Source organism: Arthrobacter sp. 18067 (assembly GCF_902706295.1).
In the GTDB taxonomy this organism is placed as follows: domain Bacteria; phylum Actinomycetota; class Actinomycetes; order Actinomycetales; family Micrococcaceae; genus Arthrobacter.
Genome location: NZ_CACSJJ010000008.1, coordinates 162,336 through 185,732, shown reverse-complemented (window position 1 = coordinate 185,732; position 23,397 = coordinate 162,336). Strand labels below are relative to the sequence as shown.

Below are 23,397 nucleotides of genomic sequence, written 5' to 3'. Positions count from 1 at the left end.
GTTCCTCCGGCCACGCTACTCAGGCCGGTTGTGCGAATGGCCCCCGTGGACGAACGGCGATGACACGCCCTGGTACTTCAGGAGCATCATCATTCCTTCGGCAGCATGATCCAGGTTGTGGCAGTGATCCATCCAGATTCCGGGGTTGTCAGCGTGGAGCAGCAACTCCCACACTTCGCCCGGCAGGACGTCCACGGTGTCCAGGACGAGCGGCGACCCACTGGGCGCCACACCGTTCCTGCTGAGCACTTGGACATGGTGGCCATGGGGATGCATCGGATGCGGGTCGGCGGTGCGGTTCACCACCGTCACTTTCACGGTGTCCCCAATCGCTACGTCCATGGACGGCACCAACGGATAAGCGGCACCGTTGACTGTAAAGGCGTAGCGCGGAATGCCGTTAACAAAGCGGAATTGCCGGTCCAGGACAACTACCTCTTCGCGGGTGATGGCAGCGCTGCCTGAACCAGCCTCGTTCCCGACCAACGGTTTGCCATATTCCAGCAGGTCGAGCACAGGGGTGGTGTTGAAGACCCCCGGCGGAGCTTTCTCAGGGACGTCCATCGGAGCCGCAGCCGCGCCGGCCCCTGAGGCACCCGATGGAGCAACCACCACAACGGCGCTGGAAGCAGCATCGGAGCGAAGGGTCACGGTCTTGTCCGGCATGGTGAAGGAGATGTCCACCCGTCCACCGGCCCCGAGGCGTACCACCTTGCCGGACACGTCTTCGGGCTGATTCACCTCGGTTCCGTCCACCGCGACGGCCTTGAAGGACGTGCCTTCCACAAGGTAGCGCTGCGGCAGTGAATCGGTATTGATGAGGCGCATCCTCACGCACGTACCTGGCGGGGCCGGGTGCATACTGCTGCGGTCTGAGGAGCCCAGCAACCCCAGACCGCTGAGGTCGTGACCGGCCACTACGATGTCCGTTTCAGCACGGGGCAAAGTGGGGTCGTGCACGACGAATGTGCCGTAGAGGCCCTTGCGGACCCCCTCGGCCGAATCCTGGTGGGTGTGGTACCAGTAGGTACCCGACTGTGCTGCAGTAAAGCGGTAAGTCATGGATTGCCCCGGCATCACGGCGTCCTGGGTTGCTCCGGCCACTCCGTCCATGGCATTGGGGACGTCGTACCCGTGCCAGTGCAGGGTGACACCGGCCGCCACATCACGGTTCGTGAGTACCACCTCCATCACCTCACCCAGCTGGGCTTCCAAGGCAGGGCCGGGAAGGCTGCCAAACGTCCAAGCCTCGGTGCTCTGGCCGGACGGCAATGTCACCTGTTCCACCCGGGCCGTCAGTTCATAGTGCCGGACCGCGGCATCGGCAGGGGATTCACCCAACAGGCTGGTCACCGGTGTCGCGTCCGCAACAGCAGCGGCCTTGCCGCCGTCGTGATGTCCGACGGCGGCCGCGATCACCGCGCCGTCGGCGGACCGGCTCCCAAGCCAGGCAAAGACTCCGGAGCCCAAAGCGGTACACGCCATGAGTCCGGCGACTGCGGCAACCGCCGTCGGACGCCTTCCTGACGGGAAGGCACCGCGTCCTGCCCGGGCAACGCGTCCGGGCGTGAACAGCGCGAGTTTGGCCAACAGCACCGCCAACGCCACCATGGACAGGAGCACCGCGATGCTCCATGGAGCCGGGAACGGACCCAGGATGAACGTCAGTGCCAGCGAGGCAACGGCCGACGCCGCGGCCGCGACCATGGCCAGTATTGCCCACTCCCTGGACCGCGCCGAACGTCCCGGTCCGCCAGGTTTGAAGCCGGTGTTCCGTCTCCTCAGCAAGAACGGAACACCGGCCATCGCGGCCCAAGCCGCGGGGATGGCGGTCAGAGGCAGGTTGATGGTTATGCGTTCGCTGGCAAACCACCAACTGCCCGCCACCAAAGCTGGAAGCAGGGCGTAACGCGCCGACGTCAGTGCGACGGCGGCACATACCAACAGCAGTGCCAGGCCTGTCACCCGGGTCGTGGCTGGATTGCGGTCGGCACTGGACGTCGTTGAGGCGACGGCCAACCAGATCGCGGTGATCCATGCGCCGGCCGCGAGGACGGCAAGAACAAGGTCCACCGCGAGCAGCTGCGAGGTGCTCACAGCTGCCGGCAGTCAGGCCGTTGTGGGCGAGGTGGAAGCATCCGTGGACGCGGCCTTGGGAGGCAGCGGCTGCGGGTTGAGGGCTGCCGCCCTGGCACGGTTGAAGAGCCAGTAGGACATGAAAATCATCAGTACGCCGACGATGGGGTGGATCGAGACAACCCATGAGCCCGCCGGTGTGATGAATTCGGGTGAGGAGCCAGTCAGCATTCCGCCGATGATGAAGATGAACAGTTGGAGCCACGTCAGCAGGAAAATGCCTGCCGCCAGCCAGATTGTTCGGGATCCAACCCGGGCAATCGCAGCGACGATGGCGGCTAGAAGTGCTGAATAGCGGAGTACGTACTGTCCGTTCGCCGCGTGGAAGACGCCCGCTTCACGCTGGGCTTCGATGGTGTTTTGGAAGTGGAAATATCCCGCGAAGAACAGCTGTGCGAGTGCTGACAGCAGGACGATCGCGGAGAGGACCAGGAGGGCTTTGCGCATTGGGGAATCCTCTGGTGGAAATTCGCAGATTCTTCTAGGCCTTCAAACCGCCGGCTCCCTGGCTGCGGGCTTCCCCCACCGCCGACGGCTGGCCGCCAGGATGCCTGGACCAGGGGCAACCATTAAGGGCGGAGAGCTTCACTTGGAATCGTAAATTCGCTGGAGATGAATAGCAAGGGTTTATTGCTTCCCAGCCGGCTTTACTGTTCGTGCCCCACGTCTTTTCCTACGTCCTTTGCATCCATGATCCGGTAGGCGTAGCCCTGTTCGGCCAGGAACCGCTGGCGTTTGGCTGCGAAATCCTGGTCAAGGGTGTCGCGGGCCACCAGGGAGTAGAAGCGGGCAGCGCGGCCATCCTGCTTGGGACGCAGGAGCCGGCCCAGACGCTGTGCCTCTTCCTGGCGTGAGCCAAAGGAGCCGGACACCTGGATGGCTACCGATGCTTCCGGAAGGTCGATGGAGAAGTTGGCCACTTTGGACACCACCAGCGTATGGATCTCACCCTTGCGGAAAGCATCGAAGAGCTTCTGCCGGGCTTTGACCGTGGTTTCACCCTTGATCAGGGGAGCGTCCAAGCGCTCGGCGATTTCGTCCAGCTGATCGATGTACTGGCCGATCACCAGCAACTGTTCGCCCTTGTGGACCGCAACGAGCTCTTCCACCAGTTTGGTCTTGGTTTCGGAGGTGGCGCAGAGGCGGTACTTGTCAGCGTCGTCGGCCATGGCATAGGCCACGCGTTCGTCCCGGGGAAGGTCCACCCGGACTTCCACGCAGTCGGCGGGTGCGATGTACCCCTGGGCCTCGATGTCTTTCCACGGTGCGTCGTACCGTTTGGGCCCGATCAGGCTGAAGACCTCACCTTCGCGTCCGTCTTCCCTTACCAGGGTTGCCGTGAGGCCAAGACGACGCCGGGCCTGCAGGTCGGCGGTCATGCGGAAGATCGGGGCGGGCAGCAGGTGGACTTCGTCGTAGATGATGAGTCCCCAATCGTGGCCGTCCACGAGTTCCAAGTGGGGATACAAACCCCCGCGCTTGGTGGTGAGGACCTGGTAGGTAGCGATGGTCACGGGGCGGACTTCCTTGACCGCTCCGGAGTATTCGCCGATTTCGTCTTCGGTCAGGGAGGTGCGCTTGAGGAGCTCGTCCTTCCATTGCCGTGCAGAGACTGTGTTGGTGACCAGGATCAGCGTGGTGGTGGAGGACGTCGCCATCGCTGCCGCGCCCACCAGCGTCTTGCCGGCACCACAGGGAAGCACGACGACGCCGCTGCCGCCGGCCCAGAAGTTCTCCGTGGCCAGCTTCTGGTAGGGACGCAGCTGCCAGCCGCTTTCGTCCAGCATGATGAGGTGCGGTTGCCCGTCCACGTAGCCCGCCAGATCCTCCGCCGGCCATCCCAATTTGAGGAGCAGCTGCTTCAGCTGGCCGCGCTGCGAGGAGTGCACCACCACGGTTTCGCCATCGATCCTCGGCCCCAACAGGGGAGCGATCTTCTTGGCACGGATGACTTCCTCCAGCACGGGGTAGTCATCGGTGCGCATCACCAGCCCATGTTGGGGGTCCTTCTCCAGCCGCAGACGACCGTAGCGGGACATGGTCTCTTCAATGTCGATCAGCAAGGCATGCGGCACAGGGAAGCGGGAGTACTTCAGCAGGGTGTCCAGCACCTGCTCCGCATCCAGCCCCGCAGCCCGGGCGTTCCAGAGCCCCAGTGGGGTCAGCCGGTAGCTGTGCATGTGTTCCGGTGCGCGTTCCAGCTCTGCGAAGGCCGCGATGGCGTGTCGCGCCTCGGTAGCGAGCTCGTGGTCGACTTCCAGCAGGATGGTCTTGTCACTCTGTACGATCAGCGGACCGTCGGTCACTGTTGAATCCTTACTGCGCTTTTTTGGAATGGCGGTCTTGGCAACGGCGCGGTTTTCATGACCGCAGTTCGCCCGCGGGCTCCACATCGATGATCCGGTGGATGGACAATACCCGTTCGGTGTCCTTGGCGGGATCGAACACCCTGACTCGTCCACCGGATACTGATACAGGAACAACGGTTTCCGTGTTGGCATTCCCCAGGCTGTCCACCACGTTCATGGTGACCGCCTGTTTGAGCCGGATGGCCGTTTGCAGGGTCTCCAGGCCCAGCTGCGTGGACGCCTCGCCGGCCGCCTCGGCCGGAACTCCGCGGTGTTGCCGAAGTACCGACAATTGTGCCTCGACGTCGTCGTCCGGGGGTGCCGTTCGTGGCGCCGTGTACACAGGGCGGGCACTGCCGGGCACCGCTGTTGTCCGTTTGAAACGCACGACGGCGGGCTCGGCCTCTTGCACGGCGGGTGACAGTCCCAGCTCGCGCAGAACGCGCGCAGTTTCGCGGGGGCTCGCAGACGACGTCAGGACGGTGGGAGCTATGCGCACCAGGCTCAAAGCCGACGTCCGGGCCTCGCGCAAGAGATCGGTGATGGCGGTTTCATCGTCACTTTGGATGAAGCTGGCACTTGTGCCGATCCGAAGGCGGCCATGCCGCGACGCCGTGTCCTGCACGAGGTACGCCAGCGGTTGCGGTACGTCCGTGGCCGAATGCTCACGGAGGAACGCCAACAGCGATTCCGCATCTTGTCCGGCGTCGAGCGCCCTGCGGATGGTGGTGGCAGAAAACCGGTAGATCGACGCCGGACCCTGCCCCTCGGCGTCGGCCATCAACAGGAGCGTCTCGCTGAGCTCCGGTGCGAGGTATCCGGGTGCCACGGCTGTCAGGTCGGCCTGAAGGAGGATGTGGTTCACCGCGGCGGGCAAATGCTCGCCCAGGATGGTCAGGGCATGTTCGGGCTGGGCATCGGCGATAGCCGAACCCAACTGAGTCAAGGCACCCGAACCCATCAAGCCAAGGAGCGTGGCTTCCTCGAGGATGCCACGGACCAGGGAACTGAACCGGCGGGACATCCGCGGCTGCGACCATTCCGCCCGTTGCAGGACGGCCCTGGCATCCAGGACAGGAGCTTTGCCGTCCGGTGCAGCAGCTTCCACGGTGAGTTCATTCAGGATCTCAAGGACCCGGCGTCGGACGACAGGAGCGTCAGGCCGCTGCGCTTCTGCGGACAACGCATTGATGGTGGTGCCGGCGGCTCCCTGATGCGCGGCCGACGACGGACCCGTGAGTGGCTGTCCCACCAACGAAGGTGCGCGCTCGCTGGCCAGCCAGGCATTGACCAGCCAGAGCCATTGCTCCTGCCGGGGAAGGTTGAGCCATTCAAGCGACGGTGGCTGCACCCATGTGGAGCTGTCTACATCCAGTCGCAGCAGCCCGGCCATCGCGCACAGCTCAAGGATGACCGCCGTCTCGTGCACGCCCATGCGGATGGACTCGGCCAGGCGCCGCAGTTCGCGCACGCCCACACCGCCGCTCCGGAGGGTGGACAGGGGCTGCTCCCGCACAGCGAACAGCAGCTCGCTGGTCAGTCGCAGGATCTCGGCTATGGCACCCATCGCAGCGTTGCGTCGAAGGGCCGCGCTGGTGTGGCCCAGCTCCGGAACGGGCGGCGAGAGCGTGAAGTCATCAACGATCGCGCCCCCACGGAGGGCAAGTCCCACGCTGTGGGGCAGTTCCACGTGGCCGGCATCCAGGGGAACCAGCAGTCCGCGCGCCAACAGCCAGTCGATGGGCCCGACGTCGTGACTTTCGTGGGTGACGGACGCCCGCCGCTGTGCTTGGGGTACTGCGCCCATGGCCCAACTGCCGAACTTATCCAGCAGACCGACGGTCCGTTCCGGTGCCGTCGCCAGGATGGCGCGCAGGTTCTCCGGTGTGGAGGTCCAGCGCTGGAGTGCAAGGGCGGCATCCATGGGAGTGCTGGCAGGGTGGATGCCGGCGCCGCTTTGCTGGAGTTCGGCCACCAATTGCACCACGCGCTGGGCAAAGGCCGGCTGCAGCCGGACCAGTTCCGTATAACTCCTGCCCAAACCTGCCGGATAGATTCCGATGACGTCCTTGAGGCTGCCCACGGGAAGGTAGAAGCGCTGGCGGGACGAAGTGGCAGGCGAACCGGCCGGCGGATCGGCACGGTGGATGAGGGCCAGCTCCTGCAGCTTGGCAAGGATGGGGTCCAGCGCCGAAAGGGTGGAGCCGGCAATGACCTTCTTGAGTCCGGCTGCGGAAATGCTGTGCCCGGTATCGGCGTTGGTACACAGATGCAGTGTCTCCAGGACCTGCATTTCGGGCTTGTTCAGTCGTTCCAAGGCCCGCTGCACACTGACACGGGCACTCGCCCTGGCAGCCAAAGCGGCAAAGTCCGGCGCCATGGGGGAGATCAGGTCCGGTCGCGCAGCAAACAAGGCCCGCAGCGAATTGTCGCTGCGCGCTTCCAGTTCCTTGCTGAGCGCGCGTATAAGGGACATCAATCCAACGTTACCGCCCCGGGGCCGCTGGTGCCCGCCGGCAGCTCACATGGTTACTGACGGCGACGCTGGCGAACCGCGTCCAATACCCGGACTACCGCCAGCATGAAGGCCACGGGCAAGCCATAAAGGGCTGTGTAGGTGACCCAAACCGGTGCCGCGCCACCGTTGTAGGCGATCGCCATGACGGCCCCGACGGCGGCCAAGGAGGCCACCGCGATCACGGCGGCGATGATCATGAGGGGGCGGCGGTAACCCTGGGAAGTCATGCCCCCAACGCTAGCAGCAGCGCCGGAACGGGATGCATTATGGCCGCCTCGGTGCTGTTCGGGTACGGCTGCTGCCCTCCGTGATCGCGGCAAAGCGGGAATAGCGGGCCAGGCAGGATAACCTTGAAGGAACAGACCAACACGGACCGGGCTGTCACCCTCGATCCCGCAGAACCCTGCGGATGCGGTGTTTGGCCCGACGTGTCTCCCAAAAGCAAGAACGAAGAAGGTTGATTACGTGCCTACCGGCAAGGTCAAGTGGTATGACAAGGAAAAAGGCTTCGGATTCCTCGCGGCTGAAGACGGCCAGGAAGTATTCCTGCCCAAGACGTCCCTGCCCGCGGGCGTAACGGAGCTCAAGGCCGGAACCCGCGTGGAGTTCGGTGTGGCCGATGGCCGCCGCGGCGCGCAGGCGCTGGGGCTGCGTGTCCTGGAAAAGACGCCGTCCATCGCCAAGGCCAAGCGCATGAACGCCAGGGACCTCGCGCCGATGGTCCAGGACCTGGTGACGGTACTGGACAACCTCTCCGGTTCTTTGTCGTCCGGCAAGTACCCTGACGGCAACAAGGCAAAAGCCATCAGCATGGCGCTGCGCAAGGTTGCCGACGAGCTGGAAGCCTAGGACCGGCCATGACATCGGAATCCGCACAGGATACAAAGGCCGGAAGGGACGCCGAGGCAAGCCCTGCGGCCGGTCCTGACGCTGCCCAGGCTCCTGGCGTCGGGGAAGCCCCCGCGCGGAAGCCCGTTGCGGACAAGTCACGGACCGGCTTGCCTGTCTGGCGCACCGGGAAGCCGGACGCGTTCCTTGCTGCCGCCGTCGACACCGCGCGCGAGGCCGTGGAGGGCATTGCCAATCCCGGTGAGGTCGGGCCGCACCTCGGTGCCAAATCGGAGGGCGACCGCGTTGTCACCCACCTCTTTGAGTCCAGGCTTGCCGGGTATGGCGGTTGGCAGTGGTATGCCGTGGTGACCCGCAATTCACGATCCAAGATCGTGACCGTGAGCGAACTGGGCCTGCTGCCCTCAGAGGATTCCATCCTGGCCCCGGAATGGGTGCCATGGGCCAAGCGCGTCCGTCCCGAGGATGAGACGCCTTTGGTGGAGGAAACCGTGGGGGAAGTCACCGAGGAGTCCGTCCAAGCGGACGAAGACGAGGCCACGGAGCCGGCCGACCCGGACGCCGATTCCGACGAACCCGACGCGGACAGTGCGGATGACGACGACGAAACCGGTGCCGAATAAGGGCTGCGGAAATCCCGGGGTGAACGGAGCTGAAGGTGGACACTGATGTCCACCTTCAGCTGTTTAACCACTGGATTGCGCCTTGGAGAGCGGGCTGCGCCTTAAACGGCGGCGGCGCCGTCCGGACTTACCGAACGACGCCGACCACAGCCGGTGTTGCTACTTCTTCAGTTCGCCCACCACGTAGTCGATGCTGGCGAGCAGTGCGGAAACGTCGTCCGGTTCGATGGCGACGAACGTCGCAATGCGCAGCTGGTTGCGGCCGAGCTTGCGGTAAGGCTCGGTGTCCACCACGCCGTTGGCGCGCAGGACCTTGGCGATGGCTGCGGCATCAATGGAATCGTCGAAGTCGATCGTGGCGATGACATTGGAGCGGTCTTCGGGCTTGGTGACAAACGGCGTCGCGTATTCCGAAGCCTCTGCCCACGAGTAGATGCGGTTGGCCGAGTCCGCAGTGCGCTTGCTGGCGAAGTCCAGGCCGCCGTTGCTGTTGAGCCACTGCACCTGGGCGTCCAGCGTCACCAGCGTGGACAACGACGGCGTGTTGTACGTCTGGTTCAGCTTGGAGTTGTCGATGGCAGTCTGAAGGTCCAGGAAGTCCGGGATCCAGCGGCCGCTGGCCTTGACCCGTGCGGCGCGTTCCAGGGCGGCGGGGGAGAAGAGGCCCAGCCAAAGTCCACCATCGGAGGCGAAATTCTTCTGCGGGGCGAAGTAGTAGACATCCGACTCGGCAACGTCAACGTCCAAGCCGCCGGCAGCAGAGGTAGCATCCACCAGGACGAGGGAGCCCTCGTCGGCTCCCTGCACGCGCTTTACGGGAGCAGCTACACCCGTGGAAGTCTCGTTCTGGGGCCAGGCGTAGACGTCGACGCCCGTTTCGGCCTGCGCCACAGGGCGGGTGCCGGGCTCGGATTTAATGATGGACGAAGCATCAAGGAACGGTGCCTTGTTGGTGGCGGCGGCAAACTTCGATCCGAATTCGCCGAAGGAAAGGTGCTGTGCCTTCTTCTCCACCAGTCCGAAGGCAGCGACGTCCCAGAATGCCGTGGAGCCGCCAACGCCGAGGACAACCTCATAGCCCTCGGGTGCGCGGAAGAACTGGCTGAGCCCTTCACGGACGGAACCCACCAGGTTCTTGACCGGTGCCTGGCGGTGGGACGTGCCGAGGATGGTGGACGACGCGGCAGACAGGGCCTCGATCTGTTCCGGACGGACCTTGGACGGTCCTGCGCCGAAGCGTCCGTCCTTGGGCAGCAGATCGGCGGGAATGGTGATGCTGTTGTCGCTCACGTGTGGCTCCAATGGGTATCGGCTAGAGATGGGTCGTGGCAGGTGGCATCAACTGCCCCTTCGACACCCCAATTCTGCCTGACGGGGCCCGGGGGCAGGAACCTGTGGCCGTCATAGTCCGCCACGTGGAATATGGGCGAACCATATGCGACCGGAATTATCCAGAGTAATTCCAAATAAGCTAGGCTGGGGGTTGGCGTTCATGGGGCGGCGGTGCACACCGTCCGCACCGGTAAGGGACGCGGTACGGTGGAGATTACGCAAGGAACTGCGTTCGAGGAGAGCTGAGCTGGATGACGGATCTGATCGATACCACTGAGATGTATCTTCGGACCATTTTGGAGCTTGAGGAAGAAAACATCGTGGCTCTGCGGGCCCGCATCGCCGAGCGACTGCGGCACTCCGGGCCTACGGTTTCCCAGACCATCGGACGCATGGAGCGCGACGGCCTGGTGGTTGTGTCGAACGACCGCCACCTGGAACTCACCGAGGTTGGGCGGAAGCGTGCCACCGAGGTCATGCGCAAGCACCGCCTTGCTGAGCGGCTCCTGGCGGACGTCATCGGCCTGGACTGGGCCTACGTCCACGACGAAGCGTGTCGGTGGGAGCATGTGATGAGTGAGCGGGTGGAGCGACGGTTGTACGAACTTCTGGAACACCCCACCGAATCCCCGTATGGAAACCCCATCCCCGGACTTGAAGCGCTCGGCGGCCTTGCCAGCCAGCCCTTGTCCCGGCTTGACGTCAACCTCCTGCAGGCGATGGACGGCTATGCCACAGATTCCAGGGTGGCGGTCACCCGCCTCGCGGAGCCCATCCAGGTGGAACCTGAGCTCCTCACCCAGCTGGACGAAGGCGGAATCCGTCCAGGCGCAACAGTCTCGTTGGAGCGCGTCGGGGAGTACATCTCCGTCCGGGTCCCCGGCATCGAGGGCGCGCTGGAGCTTCCGCCGGAAGTAGCGGCGCACGTCTTCGTATCCGTCAGCTGACGGCGGGCCTGTACCCAAGCCGTGTCATATCTCACTTTCATGCGTTTGCCGCGCGTGTGACCTGCGGTTTTCCAGGATTGATGATAAGGGCCTGCCGCGCCACGTGCGTTTCTGTTGATAACGAATTTATTACTGCGGGGCTTAATCCCCTATAGTTATCTACTAGCGCTGATACCAAAGCGTTACCTGTTCCGGAGCCGAGCTCTGCCAGCGGAACAGGTGTGTCATCCACCACTGGCAGAGGCGGGGGAACCACAAGCGGCTGTCTAAAGAAGCAGCCTTGGGGTGAAGTCCGCAGCAGAAGTGCCCACTTACGCATGTCCCTCCTTGGATACCTGTGTGCCGTGAGCGCCTCGTGCGGACCGGGTCTTTGAACTCTCTGACCCGAATCCGACAGCTAACTTCGCAGGCTTCTTAGAGAGGAACAGAGTTTGACAACGCAGAACGTCAGGGGCCGCCGCCGCGCGTCCGGCCCCGCTGCTGAGCTGCGGCCAGCCCGCGTCGTATCGGAGATCCGGCCACGCGACACCGAACGCCAGGTGCGTCGCCGTAAGAGCCCGTTGCGCCAGGTAGCCGACTTCGCCGCAGCCAGTGGCGTCGGGCAGAAGGCCGGAGTTGCGCTTGCCGCCACCGGACTCGCCCTGACTGTCGGTCTGCCGGCCACGAGCCCCGTCATGGCCACCTCGGAATCAGGCCAGACCGAGTCGGCCCTTGCCGTCACCGGTGGCAGCCAGCCCGAGGTTTCCGCAGCCGCATCCGCCAAGATCGACTTCAGCCGTGCTGCTGTTGCCACTGCAGCCGACCCCGACGGAAAGCTGAAGCAACTGCTCAGCGCGCAGTCCGCCGGCAGCATCCAGAGGGCATCGTCAGCGGGCACCATGGCCAGCCCGCTCGACACGCTGACCACCGCATCCCCGTTTGGCTACCGCGTCAGCCCCCTCACGGGAGGCTCAGGTGACTTCCACCGCGGCCAGGACTTCGTGGCACAGTGCGGCACTGCCGTGCATGCAGCAGCCAGTGGCAAGGTCACCTTTGCCGGTTGGCACGAGTACGGCGGAGGCAACCGCGTGGTGGTAGACCACGGGAACGGCCTCGAGACCACGTACAACCACCTGTCGTCCTTCACCGTCAAGGTGGGCCAGACGGTCAGCCGCGGCGATACGGTCGCGCTGAGCGGCACCACGGGCGCTTCCACCGGCTGCCACCTCCACTTTGAGGTCCAGGTCAACGGTGAAGTTGTCGACCCCATGGGCTGGCTCTAAAGCCAGTTGATGGTTGTCTCTCGCATTCGTGACACACCCCGTGACCTGAATGTGACATTCGCGTTCAACTGTTGTACCGTACAAAGCGCATCGGCTTTTTAGGGGGCCGGTGCACTTGAGTGGATTGCCTAGCTCTGCCACCACTCGAGGTCCGTTCGCATAAATCGTCTGGCAGGGGCGGGGGAACCACTTCTGGTCTTCGAAAGAAGGCCTTGGGGTTAAGTCGCAAAGCTTCCTTGAAGCAGCGCGGCCGGATGACTCCCATCCGAATCCGACAGCTCACCTCGCAGGCATTGGGAGAGGCTACCTACGTGTCATCACGCACTACCCCTGCGCGCCACCGCGCCGAATCGGTTCGTACGAACCCCTTGAACACGCTTTCCAAGGCTGTCTCATCGAATGCCGGTACCGTCGGCCGCCAGGCTGTCGTCCTGGCAGCAGCATCAGGCCTCGTCCTCAGCGTCGGCTTGCCGGCACAGGCAGCTGACACCGACGTATCCAAGTCGGAAGCCTCCAGCACACAGCAGATGGTTGCCACCGCCGTCGTCACCGCGGAGCCCACTGCCACCGTTTCCTTCGAAAGCCCCGTAGTGGCCACCAAGGAAGCCCCCAAGATCCAGCGCGCTTCGCAGACCACCCAGCGGGCCACGGCAAACGGCACGCAGGACGCAGCAGGTGCTGTCACCGCCAAGTCGTCCGAAGCCAAGGACGCTGCTTCCAGCGCCGCGGCCTCCGGCCTCGCTGCGATCGCCTACACCGGCATTGGCCACCCGTACGTTTGGGGCGGCACCACGCCCAACGGCTGGGACTGCTCCGGCTTCACCCAGTGGGTCTACGCACAGGCAGGCATCAGCATCCCGCGCGTCAACGCCTGGACTGCCATGAAGCCCACCAGCACTCCTGCGCCCGGTGACCTGGTCATGCAGAACGGCGGAGCCCACGTAGGCATCTACGTTGGCAACGGCATGATGATCAGCGCTTTGAACCCGGGCCAGGGCACGCTCCTGCACTCGGCTGCCTCCACCGGCACGTCCTCCTTCTTCACCCTCCGCTAGAAACAATCCGGTTCGAGGTTCGCCAGCATGCCCCCCAAGTGCTGGCGCACCGATTAGCCGCGTGTACCCCAACTGCACGCGGATACGAAAAGAGAAAACCATGACCAGTGCACACAAAGTTGCACGGCATCGCGCTGAGGCCCCCAAGACCAGCTCGCTTGCCGTCATTGCCAAGGCCGTCAGCGACAACGCCGGTGGCGTTGGCCGCCAGGCAGCAGTAATCGCCGCAGCTTCAGGCCTGGTCCTGACCGGTAGCGTTGCTGCCAACGCTGCCGACACCAACGTGGACCGCGAGTCCACCGCGACGTCCACCCTTGACGTCCAGTCGGTAGTCCAGGCGACCATCGCTGCGGACTCCACGGTTGCCATCTCCTACGAGCGCCCCGTGGTTACCACGGTGGAAGCTCCGGCTCCGGTAGTGAAGAAGGCTCCGGCCAAGGCCGAAACCAAGACGGCCGCGGAGAGCACAGCACCTGCCGGCAACGCTACGGTCGCCGTCAACACCGCGACTCCGGCTGCAAAGGCTCCGGCAGCTGCCAGCGGCCTTGGTGCAGCAATTGCTGCTGCCGCCTACGCACAGCTCGGCGTCACCCAGGACTGCACCATGTTGGTGACCAACTCCCTGGCCGCCGTTGGTATCAACTTCCACGACTGGCCCGCTGGTTACCTGTCCCTGGGCCGCACCGTCAGCGCAGCGGAAGCACAGCCCGGCGACCTCGCCTACTACGCCAACGGCGGTTTGGCCGGACAGGCGCACATTGCTGTCTACGTCGGCAACGGCATGGCAGTCCACGGTGGATGGAACGGCTCCACCACGGCACTGTTCAGCGTGAACGTCGGCTCCGGCCCGGTTTTCATCCGCGTCAACGGCTGATCCCAGATCTCAGGAACACCCCGCAGGCTCCGGCCGGCGGGGTGTTCTGCTTTAACCACGCATGAACTCTTGCCGACACTGCACGCGAAACCGCAGAAAGATTCGTTGATACGGCATATAAGTGCTTACCCTTATGTTGTCGATCCACAGCCCGTACAAGCAGAGGGCAGCCGGCCCTCGTGCCCCTGACGGGTGCGGCCGTGAAGAGGTACGTGCATGCGCACACTCGTTCTGAATGCTGGATATGAACCGCTGGCGGTAATAACATTCCGCCGGGCGCTGGTCCTTGTGCTGACTGGGAAAGCTAGCGTTGTGGCCGAAGGCGACGAGCCTGTCGTCGGGCCGCAGGAGATTCTCGGACGACCATCCGTGATCCTCCTTAACCGCTACATCCGTCCCAGGTACAACAGGATTACCGCCGTGAGTCGCCGCGGGGTCCTTCGCCGCGACGGTCACCACTGCGCCTACTGCGGGAAAACAGCCCACACCATAGACCACGTCCACCCCAAGTCCAGGGGTGGCGCGGATTCCTGGGAAAACCTGGTTGCGGCGTGCTTGAAATGCAACAACGCCAAGAGCGACCACACGCTGGCCGAAATGGGTTGGAAACTCCGTTTCAAGCCCGGTGTGCCCCAGGGAACCATGTGGCAGATCAAAGAACTCGAGAAACCTGCGCCGGACTGGGACCCGTTCCTGTTGCCGGAATCCGCTGCCTGATCGATTTCTGCTGACCTCCGGACGTCCGGGTAATCTGGGCGGATGGAGTTCAACGCCGTGATTTTGGCGGGTGGCAGGGCCACCCGCCTCGGGGGCGTGCCCAAGCCGTCGCTGACATACGACGGCGCGTCGCTCCTTTCGCATGCCCTGCAGGCAGTCCGGGGTGCTGCAGCCGTGGTGGTCGTAGGCCCGGATGCGTCAGGAACCGGCGGTGAGTTGGTGCCGGACAACGTGCTGAGGGCTCGGGAGGAGCCGGCGTTCGCGGGTCCGGCCGCGGCGATTGCTGCGGGCTTGGCAGCGCTGAAAAACAACGGCATGGGCGCTGCATGGACGCTTGTCCTGGCTTGCGACATGCCCCATGCGTCCCGTGGGGTTGCCCTCCTCTGGGAAGCACTTGCCTCACAGCCCGGGGTGGAAGGGGCCATGGCAGTCTCCGCGGACGGACGGAAGCAACCGCTGTTGGGGGCCTACAGCACCGCAGCCATGGAACGGGAGGTGGCCGTAGCTTCGCAAGGTTCCGGGTTAACGAACTCTTCAGTGTTCCGGCTGCTTGCTAGGCTGAATGTGCTGGACGTTGCCGTCCCCGCAGGCTCTACGGATGACGTGGATACGTGGGCGGACGCAGCGGCCTTGGGCATTGACTACGAGTTGGAGGCGGACGTGAAGAGCCAGGAAGAGACGCTCGAGGAATGGTGCCGCACATTGCTGCAGGCGTTTGAGCTTGAAGGCGTTGAAGTGGACATCAACGAGGTCCTGGCGGTGGCCGGAGTTGCTGCGCATTCAGTGGTGCGCCCCGCCGCACCCTTGACCACCTTCATCGCCGGTTACGCCGCCGGCATGGCCCGCGGCATTGGCCAGGCCAGCGACGACGCATCCATGAACGCTGCCTTGGACCTGGCCCGCAAAGTTGCCCAGGAGTATTCGGAGTCCGGGGCTGGCGCCGAATGACGGAGGCCCCCAACGAGGGCCATCACGCGGCACACACGTGGCATGAGGCTCGGCAGCGCGCGTTCGATGGTGCTGCTCCCATCCCGCCCGGCCCTGTCCCGCTGCGTTCAGCCCTCGGCCGCACCTTGGCAGCGGATGCCCTGGCCGTGCAGGACATGCCCCACTATGCTTCTTCCGCCATGGATGGCTGGGCCGTCAATGGAAGCGGCCCGTGGATACTGAGTGAGCCGGGCCAGAGGCTTGCACCACACCAGGCAAGTCCCATTGTTACCGGTGGGATGATACCTCCCGGGGCCAAGGCCGTGCTGCGCAGCGAGAGCGGCGTCATCACCACGGACGACGACGGCCTCCCGGTCCTTGCGTTGGGCGGCACCGCCAAACCGGGGGAGCCGCGCAACGGCCAACACATCCGCAGGGCTGCTGAAGAGGCCGCCGAGGGCGATGTCCTGCTCAAATCCGGGACAGTGCTCAACCCGGCGCACATCGCGCTGGTGGCGGTGGCAGGCCTGGATCACGTCGAAGTCATGGGCAAACCACTGGTCAGGTTCCTTCTGACGGGTTCGGAAGTGGTGGCCCAAGGTATCCCGCGGCCCGGACAGGTGCGGGATACGTTCGGCCCGCAACTCGGCGCCGTGGTGGAACTCCTGGGCGGTATCGCCGGGGAACAGCTTAGGGTGGGCGACAGCTATGGGGAATGGCTCGCCGCACTTCAGGACACCGAGCCGTCCCTGGACGAACTCACAGCGGACGAGCCATATGCAGAAACTGAACCGCCTGCCGACGTCGTTATTACTACGGGTGGGACAGGGCGGTCTGGGACTGACCACTTCAGGCGGGCTGTGGCCGAACTTGGTGGCCGGTTGCTGATCGACGGTATTGCCATGCGGCCTGGACATCCGGCCGTACTGGCAGAATTGCCCGATGGCCGGTTCGTCCTGGGTCTGCCGGGAAATCCGCTGGCCGCGATGATGGCAATGTTTACCTTGGGGGCGCCCTTGCTGGCCGCGTTGGGCCATGGAAGCCTCCAGGAAGTGGGCGAAGTTCCGTGTGGAGCGATGATCGAGGCGGATCCCGGACGAACCCGCCTGATGCCGTTCAAGCTGGTGTATGGGTTGGCGTCGCCGGCACAGCACGCGGGCCCTGGCATGATGCGTGGCCTGGCCGGTGCGGACGGGGTCATGGTGGTACCGCCGCACGGAGTCCAACTGGGCGAGCTGGTCCCGGCCTTTGCCTTGCCGTGGGGCAAACCGTTGCCCGCGCCGAAGACACCGGAAGACAAGCCCCGCAAGGCGCCGCAGCGGAGCCAAAAGAAGACCCCATCAGGTCCGGTGGACTGGAGTGCCCTGGACTCATGAGGGCAGGGGGCAGCCTCATGGGCGGCGCCAACAAAGTGCAATGATGGACTCATGAACAGGCATGCTCCCGAACAGGACATCAACGAAGATGACCTGCAAATCCATCCGCCCAAACAAGCTGCGGCAGGCCTCAAGGCCGTCACTGTTGCCCTTGAACGGGGCTACGCCCAGGCCGGAGTAGCCCGCACTGTCCGATCCATGCTCAGGGTCAACCAGCATGATGGCTTTGACTGCCCCGGATGTGCGTGGCCGGAATCGATCACCGGAAGGCGCAGTCCCGCGGAATTTTGCGAGAACGGGGCCAAGGCGATCGCCGAGGAAAGCACCACCCGGACTGTCGGTGCCGAATTCTGGGCGAAACATTCCCTGGCCGACCTCGAGGACAAGACGGAGTACTGGCTGGGGAGCCAGGGAAGATTGTCGGAGCCTGTGGTCATCAAACCGGGCGACACACACTACTCGCCCATCAGCTGGACCGAGGCATTCGCCCTGATCGGCGAGCACGTCAACGCCACCACGCCGGACAAGTGCGTCTTCTACACCTCCGGCAGGACGGCCAATGAGACGGCCTTCATGTATCAACTGTTCGCACGAAGCCTCGGCACCAACAACCTGCCGGACTGCTCCAACATGTGCCATGAATCCTCCGGGAGCGCGCTCAACCCAACCATCGGCATCGGCAAGGGCACCGTTTCCCTGGAGGACATCCACCACGCCGAGTTGGTGTTGGTAGTAGGCCAGAACCCGGGAACCAACCATCCCCGCATGTTGTCAGCCCTCCGCGACTGCAAGAACAACGGGGGAAAGATTGTGGCCGTCAACCCGCTGCCCGAGGCCGGCCTCCTGAACTTCAAGGACCCGCAATCCCTCAACGGCGTGATCGGTGGCGGCACCACCATCGCGGATGAATTCCTGCAGATCAAGGTCGGTGGCGACCTCGCGCTGTTCCAGGCGCTGGGCCACCTGCTCCTGGAGGAAGAGAAACGAAACCCGGGCACCGTCGTCGACCATTCCTTCATTGAGGAGCAGACCGAAGGGTTCGCGGCCTACAGGGAAGCGCGTTCGGTGCTGGACTGGGCCGAAACAGAACGGGCAACAGGCCTGACCAGGGAAGAAATCACCAAAGCCGCCGACATGATGGCGGCGTCCAAGGCGACCATTATCTGCTGGGCCCTGGGCCTGACCCAGCAGCCGCATTCTGTGGATACCCTGCGGGAAATCATCAATCTCCTGCTGCTCCAAGGCAACTTCGGCAAACGCGGGGCCGGTGCGTGCCCCGTCCGTGGACACTCCAACGTCCAGGGTGACCGGACCATGGGCATTTGGGAGAAGCCCAAGGAATCGTTCCTGGCCGCGTTGGACGCGGAATTCGGCTTCCACATGCCCCGCGACCACGGCTATGACTCCGTGGAAACCCAGCACGCCCTGGAAAAGGGCGACGTGGATGTGTTCGTTTCCATGGGCGGAAACTTCGCAGCCGCGGGATCGGACACCGCGGCCCTGGAACAGGGGCTGAAGAACGCAGGGCTGACCGTCCACATTTCCACCAAGCCCAACCGCGCCCACGTGGTGCACGGCAAGACGTCCCTGATCCTGCCCACTTTGGGCCGGACGGACACGGATGACAAACACCCCAAGGGAAAGCAGTTCCTGTCGGTGGAGGACTCCATGTCAGTCATCCATAAAACGCAAGGCCGGCTGGAGCCGGTCTCGGAGCACCTGCTGAGCGAACCGGTGATCGTGGCCCGCATGGCCCAGGCGACGCTGGGTGACAACCACAGCGTCGGCTGGCGGGCCATGGCAGAGGACTACGACGTGATCCGCGACCACATTGCCAGGGTCATTCCGGGCTTTGAGGACTTCAACGCCAGGGTCCGCACCAAGAACGGTTTTGTCCTTCCCAACCCGCCCAGGGATACCCGCACCTTCGCCACGGACATCGGCAAGGGGCGGTTCTCGGTGCGGCCACTTGAGTACCTGGAAGCCCCTGCCGGTCACTTGATCCTGCAGACGGTCCGCAGCCACGATCAGTACAACACCACGTTCTATGGCTTGGATGACCGGTACCGCGGCGTTTCCGATGGCAGGCGGGTGATCCTGGTGCACCCCGGAGACATTGAGGATTTGGGATTCCAGGACCGCGATCTGGTGGACGTCATCTCCACGTTCGCTGGGACTGAACGGCGTGCCAACAAGTTCAGGCTCGTCGGGTACCCCACAGCCAAGGGATGTGCCGCAGCGTACTTCCCGGAGGCCAACGCACTGGTGCACCGCGAGCTGGTGGCCAGGGAATCCAACACCCCTGGCTACAAGGCCATGACCGTGCGCTTCGTTAAGAATGAGGAGAACGGATCCTGACATGGGACGAGTGACGCAGCGCCGCAAGGTGCACAAGTTTGTCCTGGACGGTTCACCGCAAGCACTGGAGCATCCCGTCCGCTTCAAGGAGGACGTGCTCGCGGTGGAGGAACCCCTGGAGATCCGCCTGGGGGAGATGTCCTTCTCCGTGACCATGCGCACCCCCGGGGACGACTTCGACCTCGTGGCGGGATTCCTTGTCTCGGAGGGCATCGTATGGGAGGCCTCGCAGCTGATCTCCGAGCGATTCTGCGCGGGGGAGAACGAAGACGGTGTGCAGACCTTCAACGTGGTGGACGCCCAGCTCAGGCCGGACGTGGTGAGGCCGGACACCGGGCGCAACGTCTACACCTCCAGCTCGTGCGGGATTTGCGGCACTGATTCCATTGACGCCGTCCGCAAGTCCTCCCGGCACAGCCCCAAGGAAGACGATGTCACCATCCCGGTCCGGGCGCTCGCAGCCCTGCCGGACCGCCTCCGGGAGGCGCAGGCGGTCTTCGACAAGACCGGTGGCGTCCATGCTGCGGGCCTGTTCAGGATTCACGACGACGGCACCACCGAGCTGCTGTGCCTCCGCGAAGATGTGGGCAGGCACAATGCGGTGGACAAGGTGGTGGGCTGGGCCTTGCGGGCAGGAATGCTGCCGTTGAGGGGCACAGTGCTCCAGGTTTCCGGCAGGGCATCCTTTGAACTCGTCCAGAAAGCTGCCATGGCCGGCATTCCTGTCCTGGCCGCCGTCAGTGCGCCGTCCAGCCTCGCAGCGGAACTGGCGGAGGAAACGGGAATTACGCTGGCAGGGTTCAGCCGCGGACTCAGCCTGAACGTGTACGCAGGACGGGACAGGATCGTCGGGGAAACAGCCGAATCGGAGCGACAGGCCGTTGGGGGATAGCAGTCAATCACTTGGCTATTAAGCTGGAACAACGTAGATTTTATCCATCGATTGGAAGCGTGGCGACCCCAGAATCGCCGCCCGTGCCCGGCACCTTCGGGGCGCGGCTACCAACCTTGTTATTCAGCCCAGGCCCAAAGGGGAATTAATTGCACGACGACCGCCGGATCACTGAACAGCGTCTCGACCGATTCGTTCGGGAACGCATTCTTCCGGCCATTTACGGCAGGGCCATACCGCTGCAGCTCAGCAGCTGGGATGCTCCGGGGGAGCCCGTGCCGGCTGCGGAGGCCATGCGCCAGCTCTTCACACCTCAGGAGCATGGCGCCCCCTGGGGAAAGGCCTGGAGCACCAAATGGCTGCACCTTCAGGGCGAAGTTCCGCAGGACTGGGGCATGGCCGAGTCCACGTCGGTGGAGATCATCGTTGACCTTGGCTTCAACAGCGACGTCCCCGGTTTCCAATGCGAAGGCACTGCCTGGCGTGCGGACGGCAGTATCATCAAAGCGATTTCCCCCCGGAACTTCCACGTCCCGCTCAAACTCCTGGGTGGAGGACTGTCCGTCGATTTCTATGTCGAGGCCGCGGCCAACCCGGATGTTGCGCAAGGCTGGTCCTTTGCACCCACGCCGTTGGGGGATAAAGCCACCTCCGGCGACGATCCCCGGTACCGCCTGGGCCGCATCGCCATGGCAGAGCTGAACGAAACCGTCTGGGAACTGAACCAGGACATCTGGACGCTCAGTGGCCTCATGCATGAACTCCCTACGGAACTTCCCCGCCGCCATGAAATCCTGCGGGCACTGGAACGGATGCTGGACATTATGGACCCGGACGATGTCGCCGGGACTGCGGAGGCAGGTCGCGAGGAGTTGAAAGTGGTCCTGGGCCGTCCCGCGTATGCGTCCGCGCACCAGCTTCTGGCCACAGGCCATGCGCATATCGACTCAGCTTGGCTGTGGCCTGTCCGTGAAACCATCCGCAAGTGTGCCCGGACGTTCTCCAACGTGGTGGCCCTGATGGATGAGGATCCGGATTTTGTGTTCTCCTGTTCCTCGGCCCAGCAGATGGCTTGGATCAAGGAGTACTTCCCGGAGCTCTTTGTCCGGATCCGGGAGAAGGTCAAAGCCGGTCAGTTCATTCCCGTAGGCGGCATGTGGGTGGAATCGGACACCAACATGCCCGGCGGCGAGGCGATGGCCCGCCAGTTCGTGGAGGGCAAGAGCTTCTTCCTGAAGGAGTTCGACGTCGAGTGCCAGGAAGCCTGGCTGCCTGACTCCTTCGGCTACTCCGGCGCCATCCCGCAGATCGTGAAGGAAGCCGGTTCCCGTTGGTTCCTGACACAGAAGATTTCCTGGAACAAAGTCAACCGGATGCCGCACCACACCTTCACCTGGGAGGGCATTGATGGCACCCGGCTGTTTACGCACTTCCCGCCGGTGGATATGTACAACGCTGAACTGCATGGGCGCGAGCTGGCGCACGCAGAGCGCAATTACCGGGACCACGGCCGCGGGACCATGTCGCTGGTGCCTTTCGGTTATGGCGACGGCGGTGGCGGACCTACGCGGGAAATGGTGGCCGCTGCGCACCGCACGGCAGACCTCGAGGGTTCTCCGAAGGTCCGCATGGGCACCGCCAAGGACTTCTTCACCAAGGCCGAGGCCGAGTACACCAACATGCCGGTCTGGGTGGGCGAGATGTACCTGGAAATGCACCGCGGGACGTACACCAGCCAGGCCAAGACCAAGCGTGGCAACCGCCGCAGCGAACACCTCCTGCGTGAGGCCGAGCTGTGGTGCTCCACAGCTGCCGTCCGGCTCGGTGCTGACTATTCGTATCCCCAGGGCGAGCTGAAGCGGCTCTGGCGGCTTGTCCTCCTGCAGCAGTTCCACGACATCCTGCCGGGCAGTTCCATTGCTTGGGTCCACCAGGATGCCGAGCGCAACTATGAGGCCATTTCCCGTGACCTCGAGGCCATCATCAGCGACGCCGCACAGGCCTTGGTGGGGGCCGGGGACACAAGCTACCTGCTCAATGCGGCTCCACATCGGCGCAACGGGGTGGCCGCCCTGGGTATCGCTGAAGGGACCGGATCCGGCGCAGGCGTCCAGGTGGACCAATCCCGGGACGGCTTCATCCTGGACAACGGCGTCATCCGCGCAGTCCTGGACGGGAACGGGCTGCTCACGTCATTGGTGGATCACGCCAGCGGCCGTGACGCGATCGCCCCCGGACAAAGCGGCAGCCTGTTGGAGCTTTTCCGCGACACCCCTAACGAATGGGATGCGTGGGATATCGAAGAGTTCTATCGCCGGAACGTCACCCAACTGACCCAAGCGGACACCATCGACCTCGAACGAACGCCGGCCGGCGTCGTCGTGGTGGTCAAACGTAAGGTGGGTGCCTCCACCATCACCCAGCGCATAACCCTCGACGCCGGCGCCAAGTCGCTGGGCATCGCCACCACCGTGGACTGGCAGGAACGCGAAAAGATGCTGAAGATCGCCTTCCCGCTGGATGTGAGGGCGGATCGCTCGGCATCGGAAACGCAGTTTGGCCACGTCTTCCGGCCCACCCACACCAACACGTCCTGGGAAGCGGCAAAGTTCGAGATTTGCGCCCACCGCTGGATCCACGTAGCCGAACCCGGTTATGGAGTCGCGGTGAGCAACTCCTCGAGCTACGGGCACGATGTCACCAGGGCGGTTCGCCCCGACGGCGGAACCACGACGACGGTCCGCACCTCCCTGCTGCGGTCCGCCCGCTTCCCCGACCCGGAAGCAGACCGGGGAGAGCACACCCTGGAACTGTCCATCAGGCCAGGGGCAGCGATTGCCGACGCCGTGGAAGAGGGGTACCGGACCAACCTGAAGCCGAGGTTCGTCACCGGCGGGCACGCTGTGGATCCGCTGGTTTCGGTGTCCAACCCCGCCGTGGTGGTGGAAGCCGTGAAGCTGGCCGAGGACGGTTCAGGCGATGTCATTGTCCGGTTGTACGAATCGCTGGGTGAACGCTCAGCTGCCACTGTCAGGCCTGGTTTCGAGGCTGTTGGAGCGATGGCTACTGACCTGCTGGAACGGCGCGTAGAGACGCCTGGGGTGGCTGTGGAGGACAGCTCGGAAGTTAAGCTGTTGCTTCGTCCGTTCCAACTGGTGACACTGCGCTTCGCGCGCTGACGGG

18 protein-coding genes and 2 riboswitches are annotated in these 23,397 nt (G+C 64.0%); of the genes, 12 read left to right on the top strand and 6 right to left on the bottom strand.

Features of this window, described 5'->3' with window-relative positions:
• Positions 1-15: 15 nt before the first annotated feature.
• The 5 genes from GVL04_RS10275 to GVL04_RS10255 form a co-directional block, all read right to left on the bottom strand.
• Positions 16-2,097, bottom strand: coding sequence for a multicopper oxidase family protein (locus GVL04_RS10275; protein ID WP_159703480.1), 2,082 nt, complete (start codon positions 2,095-2,097; stop codon positions 16-18).
• A 12-nt stretch (positions 2,098-2,109) separates the two neighbouring features.
• A complete protein-coding gene (locus tag GVL04_RS10270; RefSeq protein ID WP_159703477.1) occupies positions 2,110-2,583 on the bottom strand; it encodes a hypothetical protein in 474 nt (157 codons plus the stop codon).
• A 200-nt stretch (positions 2,584-2,783) separates the two neighbouring features.
• Entirely contained in the window at positions 2,784-4,442 is a 1,659-nt protein-coding gene (locus GVL04_RS10265) for a DNA repair helicase XPB (RefSeq protein ID WP_159703474.1), read from the bottom strand.
• Between the two features lie 55 nt (positions 4,443-4,497).
• The gene (locus tag GVL04_RS10260) at positions 4,498-6,960 is read right to left on the bottom strand and encodes a helicase-associated domain-containing protein (protein WP_159703471.1); all 2,463 of its coding nucleotides are present in this window, start codon (positions 6,958-6,960) and stop codon (positions 4,498-4,500) included.
• A 53-nt stretch (positions 6,961-7,013) separates the two neighbouring features.
• Complete coding sequence (locus GVL04_RS10255) at positions 7,014-7,229, bottom strand: hypothetical protein (protein WP_159703468.1); 216 nt, start codon at positions 7,227-7,229, stop codon at positions 7,014-7,016.
• A gap of 238 nt (positions 7,230-7,467) precedes the next feature.
• On the opposite strand from GVL04_RS10255, the gene GVL04_RS10250 reads away from it, so the two are divergent.
• Both GVL04_RS10250 and GVL04_RS10245 read left to right on the top strand, forming a co-directional pair.
• Positions 7,468-7,851 (top strand): cold-shock protein, encoded by a 384-nt coding sequence (locus tag GVL04_RS10250; protein WP_011773749.1) that lies wholly within the window; start codon positions 7,468-7,470, stop codon positions 7,849-7,851.
• Positions 7,852-7,859: 8 nt separating this feature from the next.
• Positions 7,860-8,474: a DUF3027 domain-containing protein gene (locus GVL04_RS10245; protein ID WP_159703465.1), complete on the top strand. Its 615-nt coding sequence runs from the start codon at positions 7,860-7,862 to the stop codon at positions 8,472-8,474.
• Positions 8,475-8,633: 159 nt separating this feature from the next.
• On the opposite strand, the gene serC is transcribed toward GVL04_RS10245, so the two are convergent.
• The gene (gene serC, locus GVL04_RS10240) at positions 8,634-9,764 is read right to left on the bottom strand and encodes a phosphoserine transaminase (protein ID WP_159703462.1); all 1,131 of its coding nucleotides are present in this window, start codon (positions 9,762-9,764) and stop codon (positions 8,634-8,636) included.
• 293 nt (positions 9,765-10,057) lie between these two features.
• Between serC and GVL04_RS10235 the strand changes: the two genes are divergently transcribed.
• The 10 genes from GVL04_RS10235 (at position 10,058) to GVL04_RS10190 (ending at position 23,393) form a co-directional block, all read left to right on the top strand.
• Positions 10,058-10,753 (top strand): metal-dependent transcriptional regulator, encoded by a 696-nt coding sequence (locus GVL04_RS10235; protein WP_159703459.1) that lies wholly within the window; start codon positions 10,058-10,060, stop codon positions 10,751-10,753.
• 185 nt (positions 10,754-10,938) lie between these two features.
• Positions 10,939-11,180: riboswitch (cyclic di-AMP (ydaO/yuaA leader) on the top strand.
• 4 nt (positions 11,181-11,184) lie between these two features.
• Complete coding sequence (locus GVL04_RS10230) at positions 11,185-12,015, top strand: M23 family metallopeptidase (protein WP_159703457.1); 831 nt, start codon at positions 11,185-11,187, stop codon at positions 12,013-12,015.
• A gap of 125 nt (positions 12,016-12,140) precedes the next feature.
• Positions 12,141-12,322, top strand: a riboswitch (cyclic di-AMP (ydaO/yuaA leader).
• 4 nt (positions 12,323-12,326) lie between these two features.
• Entirely contained in the window at positions 12,327-13,070 is a 744-nt protein-coding gene (locus tag GVL04_RS10225; RefSeq protein ID WP_268825373.1) for a C40 family peptidase, read from the top strand.
• Positions 13,071-13,170: 100 nt separating this feature from the next.
• Positions 13,171-13,944: an NlpC/P60 family protein gene (locus tag GVL04_RS10220; RefSeq protein ID WP_159703453.1), complete on the top strand. Its 774-nt coding sequence runs from the start codon at positions 13,171-13,173 to the stop codon at positions 13,942-13,944.
• A 216-nt stretch (positions 13,945-14,160) separates the two neighbouring features.
• Entirely contained in the window at positions 14,161-14,661 is a 501-nt protein-coding gene (locus tag GVL04_RS10215) for an HNH endonuclease (protein WP_159703451.1), read from the top strand.
• 42 nt (positions 14,662-14,703) lie between these two features.
• Positions 14,704-15,609, top strand: a complete 906-nt coding sequence (locus tag GVL04_RS10210; RefSeq protein WP_159703449.1) for an NTP transferase domain-containing protein — start codon at positions 14,704-14,706, stop codon at positions 15,607-15,609.
• Complete coding sequence (locus GVL04_RS10205) at positions 15,606-16,964, top strand: molybdopterin molybdotransferase MoeA (protein WP_159703447.1); 1,359 nt, start codon at positions 15,606-15,608, stop codon at positions 16,962-16,964. The genes GVL04_RS10210 and GVL04_RS10205 overlap by 4 nt, the downstream gene beginning before the upstream one ends.
• Positions 16,965-17,015: 51 nt before the next feature.
• The gene (locus GVL04_RS10200) at positions 17,016-19,322 is read left to right on the top strand and encodes an FdhF/YdeP family oxidoreductase (protein WP_159703445.1); all 2,307 of its coding nucleotides are present in this window, start codon (positions 17,016-17,018) and stop codon (positions 19,320-19,322) included.
• 1 nt (position 19,323) lies between these two features.
• Positions 19,324-20,214, top strand: a complete 891-nt coding sequence (gene fdhD / locus GVL04_RS10195; RefSeq protein ID WP_159703443.1) for a formate dehydrogenase accessory sulfurtransferase FdhD — start codon at positions 19,324-19,326, stop codon at positions 20,212-20,214.
• A 149-nt stretch (positions 20,215-20,363) separates the two neighbouring features.
• Positions 20,364-23,393, top strand: coding sequence for a glycoside hydrolase family 38 C-terminal domain-containing protein (locus tag GVL04_RS10190; protein ID WP_159703441.1), 3,030 nt, complete (start codon positions 20,364-20,366; stop codon positions 23,391-23,393).
• The last annotated feature ends 4 nt before the right edge of the window (positions 23,394-23,397 follow it).

Coding starts and splice junctions, on each gene's coding strand:
- GVL04_RS10270 (WP_159703477.1), bottom strand. CDS start 2,583: ATGCGCAAAGCCCTCCTGGTCCTCTCCGCGATCGTCCTGCTGTCAGCA.
- GVL04_RS10260 (WP_159703471.1), bottom strand. CDS start 6,960: ATGTCCCTTATACGCGCGCTCAGCAAGGAACTGGAAGCGCGCAGCGAC.
- GVL04_RS10255 (WP_159703468.1), bottom strand. CDS start 7,229: ATGACTTCCCAGGGTTACCGCCGCCCCCTCATGATCATCGCCGCCGTG.
- GVL04_RS10245 (WP_159703465.1), top strand. CDS start 7,860: ATGACATCGGAATCCGCACAGGATACAAAGGCCGGAAGGGACGCCGAG.
- GVL04_RS10235 (WP_159703459.1), top strand. CDS start 10,058: ATGACGGATCTGATCGATACCACTGAGATGTATCTTCGGACCATTTTG.
- GVL04_RS10220 (WP_159703453.1), top strand. CDS start 13,171: ATGACCAGTGCACACAAAGTTGCACGGCATCGCGCTGAGGCCCCCAAG.
- GVL04_RS10215 (WP_159703451.1), top strand. CDS start 14,161: ATGCGCACACTCGTTCTGAATGCTGGATATGAACCGCTGGCGGTAATA.
- GVL04_RS10210 (WP_159703449.1), top strand. CDS start 14,704: ATGGAGTTCAACGCCGTGATTTTGGCGGGTGGCAGGGCCACCCGCCTC.
- GVL04_RS10205 (WP_159703447.1), top strand. CDS start 15,606: ATGACGGAGGCCCCCAACGAGGGCCATCACGCGGCACACACGTGGCAT.
- GVL04_RS10200 (WP_159703445.1), top strand. CDS start 17,016: ATGAACAGGCATGCTCCCGAACAGGACATCAACGAAGATGACCTGCAA.
- fdhD (WP_159703443.1), top strand. CDS start 19,324: ATGGGACGAGTGACGCAGCGCCGCAAGGTGCACAAGTTTGTCCTGGAC.